11 protein-coding genes are annotated in these 16,830 nt (G+C 72.9%); 6 read left to right on the plus strand and 5 right to left on the minus strand.

What is annotated here, in order from left to right; all coding sequences use genetic code 11:
• Window positions 1-131: 131 nt before the first annotated feature.
• The 3 genes from U870_RS22670 to U870_RS0114970 form a co-directional block, all read right to left on the minus strand.
• Entirely contained in the window at window positions 132-2,117 is a 1,986-nt protein-coding gene (locus U870_RS22670) for a hypothetical protein (RefSeq protein WP_025158193.1), read from the minus strand.
• Window positions 2,114-4,927, minus strand: coding sequence for an MMPL family transporter (locus U870_RS0114965; protein WP_025158194.1), 2,814 nt, complete (start codon window positions 4,925-4,927; stop codon window positions 2,114-2,116). The genes U870_RS22670 and U870_RS0114965 overlap by 4 nt, the downstream gene beginning before the upstream one ends.
• Window positions 4,928-5,015: 88 nt before the next feature.
• Window positions 5,016-6,020, minus strand: a complete 1,005-nt coding sequence (locus tag U870_RS0114970; RefSeq protein ID WP_025158195.1) for a D-alanine--D-alanine ligase family protein — start codon at window positions 6,018-6,020, stop codon at window positions 5,016-5,018.
• Window positions 6,021-6,200: 180 nt separating this feature from the next.
• On the opposite strand from U870_RS0114970, the gene U870_RS0114975 reads away from it, so the two are divergent.
• Window positions 6,201-7,487: an adenylosuccinate synthase gene (locus U870_RS0114975; RefSeq protein WP_025158196.1), complete on the plus strand. Its 1,287-nt coding sequence runs from the start codon at window positions 6,201-6,203 to the stop codon at window positions 7,485-7,487.
• 9 nt (window positions 7,488-7,496) lie between these two features.
• On the opposite strand, the gene U870_RS23235 is transcribed toward U870_RS0114975, so the two are convergent.
• On the minus strand, window positions 7,497-9,698 hold the full coding sequence (locus U870_RS23235; RefSeq protein WP_025158197.1) for a sigma-70 family RNA polymerase sigma factor: 2,202 nt from the start codon (window positions 9,696-9,698) through the stop codon (window positions 7,497-7,499).
• A gap of 504 nt (window positions 9,699-10,202) precedes the next feature.
• Between U870_RS23235 and U870_RS0114985 the strand changes: the two genes are divergently transcribed.
• Window positions 10,203-11,951, plus strand: a complete 1,749-nt coding sequence (locus U870_RS0114985; RefSeq protein ID WP_025158198.1) for a YncE family protein — start codon at window positions 10,203-10,205, stop codon at window positions 11,949-11,951.
• Window positions 11,952-12,003: 52 nt separating this feature from the next.
• Here U870_RS0114985 and U870_RS0114990 read toward each other — a convergent pair whose 3' ends face one another.
• Window positions 12,004-13,290, minus strand: coding sequence for a GNAT family N-acetyltransferase (locus tag U870_RS0114990; protein WP_025158199.1), 1,287 nt, complete (start codon window positions 13,288-13,290; stop codon window positions 12,004-12,006).
• Between the two features lie 213 nt (window positions 13,291-13,503).
• Here U870_RS0114990 and U870_RS0115000 point away from each other — a divergent pair, with 213 nt between their 5' ends.
• From U870_RS0115000 to U870_RS0115015, 4 genes are read left to right on the plus strand one after another with little or no spacing between them, the layout of a single operon-like run.
• Window positions 13,504-14,226, plus strand: a complete 723-nt coding sequence (locus U870_RS0115000) for an ABC transporter ATP-binding protein (protein WP_025158200.1) — start codon at window positions 13,504-13,506, stop codon at window positions 14,224-14,226.
• Window positions 14,223-15,551: an FtsX-like permease family protein gene (locus U870_RS0115005; RefSeq protein ID WP_025158201.1), complete on the plus strand. Its 1,329-nt coding sequence runs from the start codon at window positions 14,223-14,225 to the stop codon at window positions 15,549-15,551. The genes U870_RS0115000 and U870_RS0115005 overlap by 4 nt, the downstream gene beginning before the upstream one ends.
• 17 nt (window positions 15,552-15,568) lie before the next feature.
• Window positions 15,569-15,877 carry a chorismate mutase gene (locus U870_RS0115010; protein ID WP_025158202.1) on the plus strand — a complete coding sequence of 103 codons (309 nt, stop codon included), beginning with the start codon at window positions 15,569-15,571 and terminating at the stop codon, window positions 15,875-15,877.
• 4 nt (window positions 15,878-15,881) lie between these two features.
• Entirely contained in the window at window positions 15,882-16,811 is a 930-nt protein-coding gene (locus U870_RS0115015; RefSeq protein ID WP_025158203.1) for an SDR family NAD(P)-dependent oxidoreductase, read from the plus strand.
• The last annotated feature ends 19 nt before the right edge of the window (window positions 16,812-16,830 follow it).

The raw sequence follows: 16,830 nt of genomic DNA on the forward strand, positions 1-16,830 counted from the left end.
ATGTGCAACTTAGCGCGACCCCTCCCCGCCGAGGTTCACGTTGTTGCGCTCATTTCGCCGAAATGAGGGCAACAACGTGAACCTCGGTGAGAGAGGGAACGGGGAGGGAACAGAGAGGGAGCGGGGGATGGTCAGGCGGGGCGCGGGTGGGGGGCGAAGTCGCGCAGACGGACGGTTCGGCGAGCGGCGATCGCCGCGAACAGCAGCGCGAGCGCGACGACGGCAACGAGCAGGAGCAGGCCCGCCCCGCCCCAAGCCCCGCCCGGATCCCCCGAGGCGATCGCCCGCAGCATGGACAGTGCGGGCGCGGTCGGCATCGCCCCGGCGAGCGAGGCGACGGGAGGCGGCACCGTCGACGACATCCCGGCCACGAGGGCGAGCAGCCCGACGGCGAGCGCGAGCAGACGTCCCACGCCGCCGAACGCGGCCGCCAGCGCCTGGTTGATCAGGCAGAACACGGCCCCGGCGAACGCGGCGGCGAGGCCGAGCTCGAGCCACAGGTCGGGCCGCAGCCCGAGCCAGAACTGGGCGAGACCGGCGGCGAGCAGGCCCTCACCTGCGCCGATCAGAGCCGTGACGCCCGCACTGCGCAGGGCGATGCCGAGCGACGGCGCCGTGGTCAGCAGGTCGCGCCCCGGAACCGCTCGCCGCGCGTACGCCGTCGCCATCGCCCCCACCCAGAGCGCGAGCACGAGGAAGAGCGGGAGCGTCGCGACACCGGGCGGAGGCGCCTCCTGCGTCGCCACGACGGGCTGCGAGACCACGCCGGTCAGCGTCGCGATATCGGCGTCGGAGTATGTCGGGATGCTCTTCACGGCCGAGGTGAGACCGCTCGCCAGCTGCTGGGAGCCCGCGTCGACCTGGGCGGCTCCGCTCGCCGTGGAGGCGGCGCCGCTGCTGACCGAGGCCGCACCGCTGCTGGTCTGCGCTGCTCCGCTCGCGAGTTGTGCGGCGCCGGCGGCGGACTGGTCGATGCCGTCGACGACCCGGGGGAGAGCGGCCGCGAGCTGCTGGTTGCCGGTCGCGACACCGTCCGCGACCGCGTCCAGCGTGCCGATGCCGTCGTTCGCGGCGGTCGCCTTCGTCAGCGCGTCGGTCACCGCGGCGCAGAGCACGCCCGGGCAGGCCTGCGCTTGCGCCTGTGTGAGGGAGGCGACGACGGCGGAGGTCTTCGCCGCTGCCGCGTCCGTCGCTCCCGCCACCGCCGCCGCTCCCCGCGCCAGCTGCGCGGACTGGGCGGGGAGCGCGGCGGTCTGCGCGCTCAGGGTCCCGAGTCCCGCGGCGAGGGACTGCGCCCCGGAGTCCAGGGACTGCGTGCCGGAGGCGAGGCTCGCGGCGCCTGCGGCGAGCTGCTGCGTCCCCTGGGCGAGCGAGTCCGCCCCCGAGGCGAGGCCCGCCGCTCCCGATGCCGCCGTGCCGATCTGCGCGTTGATGGTGTTGAACCCCTGATACACGTTTCCGAGATATTGCACCGTGAGCTGGCGCCCCAGCGCAGCGGTGGCGGTCTGGGTGAGGGCGGCGGTGAGAGCCGGATCCAGGAGGGCGACGGCCGCGCCCGTCCGGACGGTGATGGCGGCCTGCTTCGCCTGGGCGGCGGGTCCGGAGAAAGAGAGCGCGTTCGCCGAGAACGACGAGGGGATCGTGACCACGGCCGCGTACCGCCCGCTGGTCAGCCCCGAGGCCGCTTCGGTGTCGTTGGTGAGCACCCAGTCGAAGTTCTGCGGGTCCGCGGCGGGCGGCGCCTCGGCCGGGGAGGCGGTGGAGGTCGGCGTCGGTGTCGCCGTCGTGGCGGGCGCGGGAGCGGCGGTCGTCGTGGGTTTCGGGGTCGCGGTCGTTCCGGACGCGGTCGATGGCGACCCGGACGACACCGTCGCGCTCCCTCCCGACATCAGCGCCCCGGCGAACTGCCGTCCCAGCGGAACGGTCGTCCCGTTCACCGTCACAGGCGTGTCGTCGTTGACGATGGCGGCGGTGACGCGGTCGAGGTCCTGCCCCGGGGCCCAGAGCGCCCACGCGAGCACGCCGGCGACGATCAGCGGGACGAGGGCGAGCCCGGTGAGGGTGAGAGGGGTCAGCCGCTCCGTGCCGGCCCGGGCGGAGAAGGGCGTGCGTCTCATGGCTGGGGCTCCGGTTCCTGGATGGGCGGGGCGCTCCCCGCGGACGGCTCGGGTGGCGGGGCGCCGGGCGGTGTCACGTGCTGCACCGCCCCGAGCGGCGCAAGGGCGTTCAGATCGGCCGCCGGGCCGCCTCCCAGTACGAGCGTGAGCGGGCGTCCGGCGTCGCGCGCGTCGGTCCACGCGCGGTCGAGTGCGACCGCGAGCTCGGCGTGCGCGGCCTCGCCCGCCGTGCGGTCCGCCCCGTCGACGACCAGGATGCGCGGGGCGCCCGACAGCGCGATCCGCACGGCCGCGATCGGGTCGGCGCCGTCTCCCACGCGCGCGACCCCGACGCGTGCCCGCACGGCGCTCCGCCGGACCGGCAGCACCAGACCGGCGACCTTCAGCCGCCCGCCGTTCATCGGCCCGCGCCCGGCGATCCCGTACAGCGCCGCGCCGAGGGCGACCGGATCCTCCTCGCGCACCAGCAGTACGTCGCCTGCCGGGACCAGCGCATCCACCGTCACGACCGTGCGGCCGTGGGCGCCCAGCTGTGCGTGCTCGGCGGCGATCGCGATCCGATCGCCCGGCTCGGGCCAGTCGGCCGCCTCGAGCCCGCGCTGCAGGGCGTCCCCCTCGATGTCGAAGTGCGGGAGCACCCGGTCGAGCCCGCGCGGCATCCACCAGGCGGCGCGGCCGGCGAGCACGAGCACCGCGGGGATCAGCGTCATGCGCACGATGAACGCGTCGACCACCACGCCGACCGCCAGGCCCAGCGCGATCGGCTGGATGCTCGCGTCGCCCTCGGGGATGAACGCCGCGAAGACCGCGAACATGATCGCCGCGGCGGCGGTCACCACCCGCGCGGAGCCGACGAACCCGCCGTGCACGGCTGCGGTCGGGGCCGCTCCACGGACATGCTCCTCGCGCATCCGGCTGGCCAGGAACACCTCGTAGTCCATCGCGAGGCCGAACAGCACCCCCATCAGGATGATCGGCATGAAGCTGATGATCGAGCCCAGGTGGGCGACGTGCAGCGGTCCGGCGAGCCAGCCGCTCATGAAGACGAGACTGGTCACGCCGAAGGCGGTTCCGATGCTGAGCAGGTAGCCGAGCGCAGCCGTGACGGGCACCACGATCGACCGGAACACCATCGCCAGCAGCACGAGGGAGAGCCCCACCACGAGCAGGGCGAACGGCAGCAGTGCTCCGCCGAGCCGCTCGGAGATGTCGATGCCCGCTGCCGTGTACCCGGTCACGGCGGTGTCGATCCCGTACTCCTTCTCGAAGTGGTCGTGCATCGAGCGGAGGGTGGCGACGAGCTCCTGGGTCTGTTCCGAGTCCGGGGCGCCGGTCGGGACCACCTGGGCGATCCCGGTGTCCCCGTCCGGGTTCGGGGTCGCCAGGGGCACGGCCGCGACGCCGGGGACGGTGCGCAGTTCCGCCGCCAGGTCGTTCATCAACCCGACCGGGTCGGAGCTTCCGATCACCGAGCCGGTGACGATCAGGGGGCCGTTGTAGCCGGGCCCGAAGTGCTCGGCGATCAGGTCGTAGGTGATCCGTGCCGGTTCCTGCTCGTCGAGCGAGCCGGCGTCGGGGAGCGAGAGCCGGAGCGAGGCCGCCGGCACCGTCGCCACCCCCAGCAGGACGACGACGGCGAGCACGGTCACCAGCGGCCAGCGCGTGATGCCGCGCACCCAGCCGAGGGCGACGGGATGCTCGGCGCGAGGGCGGTGCGTGCGTGCGCGCCGGGTCTTCCGCGCCGGCTTCGCGGCCCGCGCCGTCGGCGCCCCGCCCGCGCGGTACCGCTTCGCCACCACCCGCATCCCCCCGAAACCGAGCAGCGCGGGGGTCAGGGTCGTCGACAGCAGCACGGCGATCGCCACCCCTCCCGCCGCGGCCACGCCCATGGTCGTCAGGAACGGGATGTTCGCGACGGCGAGCCCGACCAGCGCGATGATCACCGTGACCGCGGCGAACACCACGGCGGACCCGGCCGTGGCGACCGCGCGGGCCGCGGACTCCTCCGGGTCCATCCCGTGCTTCACCTGCTCCTGGTGCCGGGAGATGATGAACAGCGCGTAGTCGATCCCCACCGCCAGCCCGAGCATGAGGGCCAGCAGTGGCGTGGTGGATGCGATCGTCAGCCAGTGGGTGGCCGCGAAGATCAGCGAGAGCGAGATCAGCGAGCCGAGCAGCGCGGTGATCAGCGGCATCCCCGCTGCGACCACCGAGGCGAAGGTGAACAGCAGCACCACGAAGGCGATCAGGATGCCGAGCAGCTCGGTGACGCTGATGCCCGCGGGGGACGACGAGAACACCTGGCCGCCGACGGCGACCTGCGACCCGGCGGGCAGCTGCTTCTCCAGATCGCGGCCCGCCTGCTGCAGCGCGTCCGCCGTCGACGGCAGCACGGCGGTCGTCGCCACCGCGAGCTGGATCGGCACGAGCGCCGCCGACCCGTCCGCGCTCACATTGCCGGTCGACGGTCCGGAGTACGGCGACGAGGCGCTCGTCACCTGCGGGATGCGTCCGATCGCCGTGACCGTCTGCTCCACCGCCGACTCGAACGCGGGGTCGTCGACCCGCTCTCCGGGCGGAGCGACCGCGATCAGCTGCGCCGACGCACCGCTGACCTGTGGGAAGGTGCGGGCGAGCGCATCCAACGCCTCCTGCGACTCGGTGCCCGGGATGGTGAACGTGTTGTCCGTGCCGTGGCTGAGCAGTGCACCGCCCGCCCCGATGAGCACCGCCACCAGCAGCCACAGGGCGAGGACCCTCCGGCGCCGCCGGAAGGCGATCCGGCCCAGCGCGTACAGGAAGGACGCCACCCGCACAATGTAGAACTTTCCTCAGCTCTCGGGAAGGCGTCACGTCCCCTTCGCGGCAAGCCGGGGGTTCGGAACGCGGCTGCCGGGCCTAGTGATCGCCCTCGAGCGCGAGGTGGCAGATGCGTTCGCAGAGCTCTGCGTAGTCGATTCCGAGCACGGCGGCCGATTGCGGGAGCAGGCTGGTCGCGGTCATGCCGGGAAGGCTGTTGGCTTCGATGATCCAGAGCCGACCGTCCTCGTCGAGGCGGAAGTCCGAGCGGCTGTACCCGCTCAACCGCAGGACGGCGTGCGCGTGCGCTGCGGCCGCCCGGACGGCGTCGGCGACCTGGTCGGGGAGGTCGGCCGGGAACTGCTCGTGGACCGCGTGGGGCTGGTACTTCTCCGCGTAGGTGAAGGCGGCGTCGGGAGGGAGGAGGATCTCTCCGACCGCGAGAGGCTCTCCGTCGAGCACGCCGACCGTCAGCTCGCGGCCGCGGATGAAGCGCTCGACCATGGCGGGGCCGTACTGCGACGCGATCTCGATCGCGGCCGCCAGCTCCTCCGGCGCTCGGACCACCGACAGTCCGACCGTAGAACCCTGAGCCGTGGGTTTGACCACGACCGGGAAGCTCAGCGTCTCGGCGACGATCTCCGCCGTCGTCGGCGCCAGGAGCCAGCCGGGGGTGTCGATTCCATTGGCGCGGAGGAGGGTCTTGGCGATGTCCTTGTCCATGGCCAGCCCGCTCCCCAGCGGACCGGAGCCCGTGTAGGGCAGTCCCGCGAGATCGAGCAGCGCCTGGATGCGTCCGTCTTCCCCCGATCCGCCGTGCAGGGCGAGGAACACCACGTCGCTGTCTCCGATCGCGGCGGGCAGGCGGAGCGACGCCCCCTTCGCCGGCGCGAGCGCCTCGATCTCCTGCCCCGACGGCGGCTCGACGGCCACGGAGGAGGTCAGGATGCGTTCTTCGTCCGCCGCGGTGAGGGCTCCGTGCGCGGTGTCGACCGCGAGGACGTCGTGTCCGCGGGAGCGGAGCGCCGTCACCACCTGCGCCGCGCTCGCGATCGAGACATCCCGTTCTTCGCTGGCTCCGCCGAACAACACTGAAATGCGCACGATCAGATGTTACCGCGCCCCGCAGCGGCGGTCGTGCCGGGGAACGCCGGACTCGGTTCCGCGGCCCCGGGCCGCCGCAGACCCCCTCGACCGCCCCCGCAGACGGGTCGCGATAGGATCGAGTGCAGCGGTCGTCCGTGTGACGCGCCGGTGCGCCCATCCATCGAGAGGACGTGGACAGTGCCCGCGATCGTGATCATCGGCGCCCAGTGGGGCGACGAAGGCAAAGGCAAAGCGACCGACCTCCTCGGCAGCCGCATCGACTACGTCGTGAAGTTCAACGGCGGAAACAACGCCGGGCACACGGTCGTCGTCGGTGACGAGAAGTACGCGCTTCACCTCCTGCCGTCGGGGATCCTGACCGAGGGCGTGACCCCGGTCATCGCCAACGGCGTGGTGGTCGACATCGAGGTGCTCTTCGAGGAGCTGGACGGGCTGATCGCCCGCGGCGTCGACGTCTCGCGCCTCAAGGTCTCGTCCAACGCCCACGTGATCACGCAGTACCACCGCACCATCGACAAGGTGACGGAGCGCTTCCTCGGCAAGCGCCAGATCGGCACCACCGGCCGCGGCATCGGCCCGACCTACGCCGACAAGATCAACCGCGTCGGCATCCGCATCCAGGACCTCTTCGACGAGAACATCCTGCGCCAGAAGGTCGAGGGCGCCCTCGACCAGAAGAACCACCTGCTGGTGAAGGTCTACAACCGTCGTGCGATCTCGGTCGACGAGATCGTCGAGCAGCTGCTGAGCTACGCCGAGCGCCTGCGCCCGATGGTCGTCGACTCCTCCCTGCTGCTGCACCGCGCGCTCGAGGACGGCAAGTACGTGCTCTTCGAGGGCGGCCAGGCCACCATGCTCGACGTCGACCACGGCACCTACCCGTTCGTCACCTCCTCCAGCTCGACCTCGGGCGGCGCGGCCATCGGCTCCGGCATCGGCCCGAACCGCATCGACCGCGTCATCGGCATCGTCAAGGCGTACACGACCCGCGTCGGCGCCGGCCCGTTCCCGACCGAGCTGTTCGACGAGTGGGGCGAGTTCCTGCGCGAGCGCGGGTTCGAGTTCGGCACCACCACCGGCCGCCCGCGCCGCACCGGCTGGTACGACGCCCCCGTCGCCCGGTACACCGCGCGCATCAACGGCGTGACCGACTTCGTGCTGACCAAGCTCGACACCCTCACCGGCATCGAGCGAATCCCGGTCTGCGTCGCCTACGACGTCGACGGCGTGCGCATGGACGAGGTCCCGGCGTCGCAGAGCGACTTCCACCACGCGGTGCCGATCTATGAGGAGTTCCCGGGCTGGACCGAGGACATCAGCGGCGCCCGGACCTTCGAGGATCTGCCGAAGAACGCGCAGGACTACGTGCTGACGCTCGAGCGCATGTCCGGCGCCCGCATCTCGGCGATCGGCGTGGGCCCGGCCCGCGACGAGATCGTCGTCCGCCACGACCTGGTCGACTGAGCGTCCCGCTCAGCCGTCGGTGGCGCCCACTCGCGTGAGCGCGTTCGAGGAGAGGGACGTGACGAACGTGACGCCCGTCTCGGGATCGGTGGCGGTGTAGTACGCGCCGGTGATCCCGGAGAGCGACTGCAGCACCCGGCCCTCCTGGTCGACGACGGCCAGGGAGCCGCCCGCCGTGAACGGCTGGCTGACGAAACGCAGCCCCAGCGCCGGGTCCTCCGACAGGTAGTACGCGTTCGGGAGGGCGACCTCGGCGACCCGGGCGTTCGCGGCGACGGAGAAGACGGCGGCAGCGGTCCCCAGCTGCTGAGTGACGACCGCCGATTCCGCATCGGCGCTGAGGCCGACCTGGTGCGGTGACGACAGCCCCGTCCAGGTCACGCGGTGCGCACCGGTGTGCGCATCGAGGACTTCGACGCTGTTCGAGAGGGGGCTGGCGACGAACAGCGTCGTCGCGTCGGGGCTCTGGGCGACGGTCTCCCCGGCGTTCTGCAGGCCCAGGGGAGCGGAGGCGGAGGGTGCGGCGGCGTCCGACAGGCCGAAGACACTGAGGAAGGGCGACGAGTAGTTCGCGACGTACAGCAGTCGTGCGTCGCGCGAGAGGGTGACCCCGACCGGAGATCGTCCCGTGGCGACCGTCGAGGTCACGGTCGTCGCGCCGGGCGCGATCGTCGACAGTGTTCCCGGCTGGTTGTTGCCGGTGTACTGGCTCACGTAGACGTGCCCGGCCGGGCCGACGGCGATCCCGTACGGCTCGTTCGGCACTTCGACCGTGCGCAGCAGTGCCATCGTCGTCTCGTCGTACACATACACGGCTCCGGCCCAGCGTGCGGCGACGTAGACGAGCCCCCTCGCGGAGTCGATGGCGACGCCCGAGCCCTGGGCCGGCATCGTCGTCTGCGCGGTCACCGCGTAGGTCGGTGGTGCCGGTCGTGTCGGCGGCGCCGGCGGGGGCACGGGAACGTCCGCGCCCGCGCCGGGTGCGGTCGGGAGCGGCGCCGCCGGGAGCGCCCCGGGCGAGGCGTCGGACGTCTCCGCATCGGGGGCGGACGTCTCTGCACCGGGCGCGGTCCGTCCGGCTCCGGGGCCGCCGTCGCCGGCGTCCGGGGCAGGGCGGCGCGACGACGATGAGTCGGCGACGGGGCGTTCCAGAGGGAGGTCGGAGGGTGCCGATGGTCCGGAACTCTCCGGGACCGGCGACCGGGTGTCCGGAGGCAGCAGGGGGACGGGGGTGGTGAAGGCCCCGCTCGTCAGCACCAGACCGGCGACTCCCACCGCGACAGCCCCTCCCCATCGGGGCAGGAGGCGTTGCGACGAACGCGTGCCGCGGAGCCGTCGCGCCGGGCTCTCGCGTGCGGTGCTCTCGCGTGCGGGGCTCTCGCGTGCGGTGCTCTCGCGTGCGGTGCTCTCGCGCGCGGTGGCCGACGGTCCCCGGCCGAATGCATCGAATGCTCCCGCTCCGGCGCCGGCGATCAGCAGCGGGAGGAGCACCACGCGCAGCCGGGAGGCCGTCTGTTCGGCCTCCGCCGCGACCAGGGTGCAGGCTGCGCAGGCGTCGAGGTGCGCCTCCAACCGCCGCGAGTCGCGTCCGGGCAGCCGATGACGGGCGCGCACGGCCAGTCGGTCGATGACCCAGGCATGCTCGGAACCGGGCTCGGCCGTGGCCAGGTGCGCGCGGATCCAGGCCTCCCGGAGCCCCTCCTTGGCGCGCCGGGTCAGTTGCGCGACGGCGTTCGGCTTCAGCGCGAGCAGCTCGGCGACGCGGATGTTGGTCAGCCCCTCCACCTCGGAGTACCAGAGCGCCTGCTGCCAGCGCTCGGGGAGCGTCTGGAAGGCGCGGACGGTCAGGTCCCGGTCGATCGTCGCGAGGATGCTGCTCTCCGAGAACCGGTCGTCCTCGAGCAGGTCGGGTTCCAGAGTCGCGGTCTCCCGGTCGCGGCGAGCCCACTCGGCCACGAGGTTGCGGATGCTGGTGAACAGGTACGAGCGGAAGCCGGCCTGCGGACCGCCTCCGGCCCGCGTGGCGCGGAAGATGCGGGCGAACGACTCGGCGACCACATCGTCCGCGTCGAAGCGGCACAGCGTGCGTGCGAAACTCCGCCCGGCGGCATGGTGACGGTTCCAGAGCTCCGCGAACGCGCGCGGGTCGCCCGCACGGGTCAAGGAGACCAGTTCGGTGTCGGAGAGGGCGTGAACGGCGGCGTCGGTCACAGCGATCCTCGTTTCGGGTGCGGACGCAGGGCATCGGGGCGGAAGGCAGGCAGGCTGACGCAGCCATCCGCGGCGTGATCGCATCACGGCCGGCGGCTGCGGGGGACCGCCTTCGGTCGGGAACGAGGCGGAGAGCGCGGGGACGGGGCGCGCGGCACCAGTATCGCACCCGGTCGCTGAGCGAACGCTCCGATCGCGGTCGTCACGGGCCGTTCCCTGGAAATTCGAGGATCCGCGTCACATTTCGGCGATCCGCGCATGAGGTGAGTGTGGGCATGCCCGATTCGGGTTCGGGCTCCCACGTCCGGGTGCGCCCGGACCGTCCGGCCGGGGAACGGGTCCCTGCGCCGGACGCGGGCCGTGCGACGACCGTCGCGCGGCCCGCACAACCCCGACCACTCGACCCGAAGAGGACCACTTCCGATGACCACCTTCCACGACCACCGCACCGCGCGTAGAGTGCGCACACAGCTTGTGCCCCCGAGGCGACAGGAGGTGTCCGGCATGCGGATGCGTGCAGCGTTCCTCCTTGCCGCGCTCGCCGCCGCCATCGGCTTCGCGATCGCTCCCGCGCCCACCGCGTCCGCCGCCGTCCCGAGCTACCAGGTCGCGCGACAGATCCAGCTCCCCGCCGTCGGCGCGGGGGTCGCCGTCGACCCGGCACGCGGCCTGGTCTACGTGGCGGGGCGCAACAGCTCCGCCGTGTGGGTGTACGACGAGGCGACGCTGACCCTGCAGCGCACCATCGCCGTGCCGAACCAGCCGTTCAATCTCGCGATCGGGCCGACGGGAGTGGTGTACGTCACCCAGTACACCGGCAACAACCTCCCGGGTACCGTCTCGGTGATCGACCCGGCGACGGACACCGTCGTCGCGACTCTGCCGACCGGCAACTCCCCCGTGGGCGTGACCGTCTCCCACGACGGCTCCCGGTTGTTCGTCGCCAACCTCTCGTCCGCCTTCCTGAGCGTGTACGATCTCACGGCGCCGGCAGCGCCGGTCGCGCTGGCGAACCTGACCCTCCCCGGCGCCAGCGAGACGGTGACGGAGAGCGCGGACGGCTCGACGCTGTTCGTCCCGAACAACAACGCCAACGTCTACGTGGTCACGACGGCGACCGGCACCGTGGCGAGCACGTGGACCGGCTTCGCCTCCGTGCACCAGGTCACCCTGTCGACGGGTGGCAGCCAGGCGTTCGTCTCGCAGCAGCTGGGCGCCACGATGCCGGTATTCTCGGTCGCGTCGAACACGCAGACAGGGACGCTCCCGCTCTCGACGACGTACTACCAGACGATCGATTCGGCCCTCGGGTCCGGGTTCGTGACGCAGCCGTTCACCGCCGGCGGCACCCTGGGCATCCTGGATCAGTCGACGGGAGCGGTGGTGCAGTCGCTGCCGGGGGTCACGAGCGCCTACTACCCGGCCGCCGATCCGACGACACACCACGTGTTCGTCTCGTCGATCACCGCGTCCGTCCTCACCGAGGTCGTGCCGGTGCCGCCGACCGTGACGACCGACCCCGTCTCGCAGACCGTCCCCGACGGGTCGACCGCCACCTTCACCGCCGCGGCCACCGGTGCCGCCCCGCTCACCGTGCAGTGGCAGTCCAGCACGGACGGCGGCGGGACCTGGGCGGACGTCGCCGGAGCCACCAACGCGAGCTACACGACTCCCGCCACCGTCCTCGCCGACAGCGGAACCCGGTACCGTGCGGTCTTCACCGATGTCGTCGGGGCGAGCGTCACCACCGCGGCGGCGACCCTGACGGTCGTCCCGGTGCCGGTCAGCGTGATCACCGACCCGTCCCCGCAGAGCGTGACGGAGGGGTCGGCGGCGACATTCACCGCGGCAGCGACCGGGACCGGCCCGATCACGGTGCAGTGGCAGTCGAGCACCGACGGGGGCACGACCTGGGCCGACATCGCCGGAGCCACCCTTCCCGACTACACCACGCCGGACACGACGAGCGCCGACGACGGGACCCTCTACCGGGCGGTCTTCACCGGCCCCGGAGCGGACAACACCGCGACGACGGCCTCCGCCGCCCTGACCGTGACGGCGTCGACCCCGGTTCCGACGCCGACCCCGACCCCGGGCCCGCCGACGCCGGCTCCCGGGCCGGCGACCGGCTCGGGGACCGGCCTCGCCGACACCGGCAGCACACTCCCCCTGCTCCCGATCGGCGCGGCCGCCGTCGTGGCACTCGCGGGGGCGGGGCTGGTCGTGGCTGCTCGCCGCCGAGTGCGCGGCTGAGGCTCGGGTCGGCCGGATCGGCGTGCGCCGGCCCGGCCGACCGGCCCCTGCCTCAGAACCAGGTGCCGAGGCGGGGCGGGACGGCGGTGCGGAACAGGCGGTCGAGGGCCGTCGTGTCGCCGGTGATCCGGCCGGCCACGCTCAGAGCGCGGGCGATGTCGTGGCCGAGGTACACGCTGCCGAGGGAGGCGACCGGCAGGGTCACGTCGGGTGTGTCCGCCGTCTCCGTCACGGTCGCGACCCCGTCCGTGACGGACAGCCGGAAGCGGCCCCCGGCCAGACCGAGATCGTCGGTCACCTCCAGCACCAGGTCGCCGTCGCGCTCGTAGCGGCGGGTGGTGAGCGCGGTGGGGACGTCCAGGATGCGCACCCACAGGTGGTCGCGGATGCCGCTGACGGCAGCGCCCCGGATGTCCGTGACGAGGGCCGGCAGCGGCTCATCGACGCCGAGCCCCCACGCGCGCACCTCGGCGACCAGATCGAGCTCCAGCAGGAACCGCCAGAGTGCGGTGAGCGCCTCGTCGGTCGCCGCGGCGAGGTGGTTGACCTCCACCGTGTGCCGCACGAAGTCGTCGTTCCCCTTGACGGCGAAGCTGACGAAGCCCTCCGGCTCGCCGGTGGGGGAGTCGTAGCGCACCAGGCGGTAGCGCTCGGGGTTCTCGCTGTCCTTCAACGGCCCGATCAGCCGGTCGGCCAGGTACGGCGAGAGTCCGATCTCGCCGGGGCGGGCGGCCATCGTCGCGTCGAGCACGGCGTACCCGGCCTCGCGGTAGTCGTCGGGCTCGGTGAAGGAGAGGCGCCCGGTCGTCGGACCGCCCGCCCAGCGCGCGCGCTTGGTGTCGACGCGCCAGTCGCTGGCGAAGGTGGCCGGGCCGAAGCCCCAGCGGCCGTAGATGACCGACTCCGACACCGTCAGGATCGCCAGGGGCAGCCCCAGCCGGTGCGCGGTGCGCAGCTCGCCGCCCAGCAGGGCGCGGGCGATGCCGCGCCGCCGGTGGGTGGGGGCGACGGTCACCGAACTGATCGCCCAGCTGCCGACACGGGCGCCGCCGGGCACGGTCAATGGCGCGACCCACGCGTTCACGGTCCCGACGGGCTCCTTCGACGGGAGCGCGTCGTCGTACACGGCCGTCGTGCGACGGTCGGCGAGGTACTCCCGCGACTCCTGGAGCACCTCCTTCGACGGGGCGCCGCTGTGGAACCCGCGCTGATCCGCGCGGAGCCACTTGTCGAACGCCTCGACGTCGGACGTGTCGACGAGGGCGAGCCGCAGCCCGGCCTCCTCGACCTCGTGGGCGGACTGCTCGTCGACGGGCGCGTTCTCGTGGCTCTGGTTCACTCCTCCACCGTACTCACCGGGCCTCCTCCGCCGCGAGGACCGATCGATCCGCCGCCAGGACCGAACGGTCCGCCGGGAGGACCGATCGATCCGCCGCCAGGACCGAACGGTCCGCCGGGAGGACCGGGCGGTCCATCGGGAGGATGACGCGGACGCAGCAGGATGACGCCATCGTCCGATGTGCGGCGGGGCCGCGACGGCGAGCATGGAGACATGAACGCACTCGTCGCTGCCCCTCCGGTGCTCAGCGCCTCCGGGCTCACCAAGACCTACGGATCCGCCGCGGCCCTCGCCGGTGTGGATGTCGCCATCGCACCCGGGGAGTCCGTCGCGATCATGGGCGCCTCCGGTTCCGGCAAGACCACTCTCCTGCACTGCCTCGCCGGCATCGTCCGCCCGGACACGGGCTCCGTCGTCCTCGCGGCAGCGCACGGCCCGGTGGAGGTGACCGCCCTGGGCGAGACGGAACGGTCGCGGCTGCGCCGCGAGGCGTTCGGCTTCGTGTTCCAGCAGGGTCTGCTGCTGCCAGAGCTCACCGCGGTCGAGAACGTCGCCCTCCCGCTCATGCTGGCCGGCGCGCCCCGCGCGGCCGCGGAGCAGGACGCCGCGACCTGGCTGGCGGCGCTCGGCCTCGCCGGGATGGAGCAGCGCCGCATCGGTCAGCTCTCCGGCGGACAGGCCCAGCGTGTCGCCATCGCGCGGGCGCAGGTCGGCGGGGCGTCGGTGGTGTTCGCGGACGAGCCGACCGGGGCATTGGACTCGCGGACCTCCGCCGAGGTCATGGACGCGCTCATCGCCTCCACCACCGGCCGAGGCCGCAGCCTCATCGTCGTCACGCACGACGAGAGCGTCGCCGCCCGCTGCTCGCGAGTGCTCCGGCTGGCCGACGGCCGCATCGTGGACGAGGCCCGCACCCGTCCGGAGGAGACTCGATGACCACGCTCCGCCTCGCCTGGCTGTTCGCCCGCCGCGGCGCAGCCGACCGCTCGACGGTCGCCCTCCCCGTCGTCGCGTTCGCCATCGTCACCGCCCTGCTGCTCATCGTCGCGGGAGGGGCGCACGCCTTCTTCTCCTGGACGGACGAGATGGCCCCGCTCTACCAGGCACTCGCCGTGATCGCGCTGGCCCTGCTCGTGGTGCCGCTCGTCGCGCTCGGCGGCTCGGCCGCCCGTCTCTCCGCCCGCCGGAGGGACGACCGGCTCGCCGGCCTGCGGCTGCTCGGCGCGACTCCGGCGATGGTCACGGCGTTGACCGTGATCGAGTCGACCGCGCTCGCCGTGCTCGGCGCGCTCGCCGGTGTCGTCCTCTACCTCGTCTGCGTCCCGCTCGTCGGACTCCTCCCCTTCCGAGGCGAGGCCCTCGGGATGGCGGTCCTGCTCGGCCCCGGATGGATCGCCCTCGCCGTCGTCGGTGTCGCGGCGCTCGCCGCGGTGAGCGCCGTCGTCGGGCTGCGCCGGGTCGTGCTCTCGCCGCTCGGCGTGCGGACCCGGCAGGACGCACCGCGGACGCACTGGCTGCGCGTCGTGATCGCGATCGCCGTCGTCGGCCTCGTCTACGCGGTCATGAGCGCGCTGGGGAGTCTCGGCAGCGTCGCGGTCATCATCGCCGTGCTCGGCGCCGGCTTCGGCGGCGCGGTCGCCGTGCTCAACCTCGTGGGTCCGTGGGTGCTCCGCCTGCTCGCCTCCCGGCAGGCGCGACGCGCGGCCACCGCGCGTCGACTCCTCGCCGCACGGAGCATCCTGGAGTCCCCGAAGGCTGCGTGGCGGCAGGTGTCCGGTGTCGCGATGACGAGCTTCATGGCCGTCTTCGCCGGGGTCGGCGTCGCGCTCGTCGGGGCCGTGGGCGACGCCGACGCGCAGACCGCCCAGCTCGTTTCGGACATCCGCACCGGTGTGCTGATCACCGTCATCGCGTCGTTCCTGATGGTCGCGTGCTCAGCGGGCGTCAACCAGGCCGCCGCGATCCTCGACCGGCGCGACCTCTACGTCAGCCTGGACCGGTTGGGGATGCCGGTGAGCGAGATGAACGCCGCCCGCGGGCGTGCCGTGCTCTCGCCGCTGCGGATCACCACGGTGGGGTCGGCGCTCGTCGCGGGCGTGGTGGTGTTCCCGCTCGCCGGGCTCAGCCTGATCGTCGCGCCCGCGAGCATCGCCGTGATCCTCGGCTGCCTCGTGGCCGGTCTGGGGCTGGCGTGGCTGGCCTTGCTCGCCACGCGGCCGGTGCTGACCCGTGTGCTCGCGGAGCCGTCGCCCAGCCTCTGACCCGGTAGTGTCGGAGCATGGGTGAGACCGACTCCGCCGTCGTCGAGCGGCTGCACAGTATCCGGCAGAGCATCGACAACATCGATGCGGCGGTCATCCACATGCTGGCGGAACGCTTCAAGTTCACCCAGCAGGTCGGGGCGCTGAAAGCCGAGCACGGCCTCCCCCCAGCCGACCCGGAGCGCGAGCGCGAGCAGATCCAGCGCCTGCGCGCCCTCGCGGAGGAGAGCCACCTCGACCCGGCGTTCGCGGAGAAGTTCCTGAACTTCATCATCGCCGAGGTCATCCACCACCACGAGCGCATCGCCACCGAGAGCGGCAAGTAAGCGCATGGTGTGGGATCCGTCGGCGCTGCCGGACGCCCTCGGCCGCACCGTGGTCATCACGGGCGGCAACGCCGGTGTGGGCTTCTTCACGGGCGAGCAGCTCGCCCGGGCGGGCGCGCGGGTCGTGCTGGCCTGCCGTGATCCCGAACGGGCCGAAGCGGCCGTGACCGCCATCCGGCGCCGCGTCCCGGGCGCGCGTGTCGAGGCGATGCCGCTGGACGTCACGGACCGCGCCTCCATCGACGCCGCGGCCGAGCACCTGCGGGAGCGGGAACGCGTGGACGCGCTGGTGTTGAACGCGGGGATCGTGCACCCGCCGCGCGAGCGCCGGACCGACGAGGTCGGCAACGAGTTGGTGCTTTCCACGAACGTGTTGGGGCACGTCCGCCTGGTCGCCGGTGTCCTGCCCGCCCTGGAGCGGACCGGCGGGGCGCGGATCGTCACCCTCGGGTCGCTGGCCACCCGACTGGGACGGCTCCGACTCGACGACCTCCAGCTCGAGCACTCCTACACGTCGTGGCGGGCCTACTCGCGATCGAAGATCGCGGCGCAGGCCTTCGGGTTCGAGCTCGACCGGCGGTTCCGCGCGGCCGGGAGCGGCGTGACGAGCCTGGTCGTGCACCCCGGCTATTCGACGTCCGGTCGGACGCCCGGCATCCGCGGGGTCAACCAGCCGACACGGCTCAAACGGTTCGTGGACAACCTCCAGGCGGCCTGGACGCAGGGCAAGGACCACGGCGCCTGGGCACCTGTGCGGGCGGTGCTCGACCCGACGCTGAACGGAGAGGACTACCTCGGGCCGGTGGCGCGCACCAAGGGCATCCCGACGCACGCGCATCCCACCAGGGAGTCGCGCTCGCCACGTGTGGGGGCGCGCCTGCTGCCGCTGCTCGAGGAGGCGGCCGGAGTCGAACTCCCCCTCGGCCGAGCCTGACGCCGAGGCCGGCGTCGGC

The organism is Leifsonia aquatica H1aii, assembly GCF_000633535.1.
Lineage (GTDB): Bacteria > Actinomycetota > Actinomycetes > Actinomycetales > Microbacteriaceae > Leifsonia > Leifsonia aquatica_A.

Bases quoted from the DNA above. Each gene is read 5' to 3' on its own strand.
- U870_RS0115010 (WP_025158202.1), top strand. From the start codon at position 15,569: ATGGGTGAGACCGACTCCGCCGTCGTCGAGCGGCTGCACAGTATCCGG.
- U870_RS0115005 (WP_025158201.1), top strand. From the start codon at position 14,223: ATGACCACGCTCCGCCTCGCCTGGCTGTTCGCCCGCCGCGGCGCAGCC.
- U870_RS0115015 (WP_025158203.1), top strand. From the start codon at position 15,882: ATGGTGTGGGATCCGTCGGCGCTGCCGGACGCCCTCGGCCGCACCGTG.
- U870_RS22670 (WP_025158193.1), bottom strand. From the start codon at position 2,117: ATGAGACGCACGCCCTTCTCCGCCCGGGCCGGCACGGAGCGGCTGACC.
- U870_RS0114985 (WP_025158198.1), top strand. From the start codon at position 10,203: ATGCGGATGCGTGCAGCGTTCCTCCTTGCCGCGCTCGCCGCCGCCATC.
- U870_RS0115000 (WP_025158200.1), top strand. From the start codon at position 13,504: ATGAACGCACTCGTCGCTGCCCCTCCGGTGCTCAGCGCCTCCGGGCTC.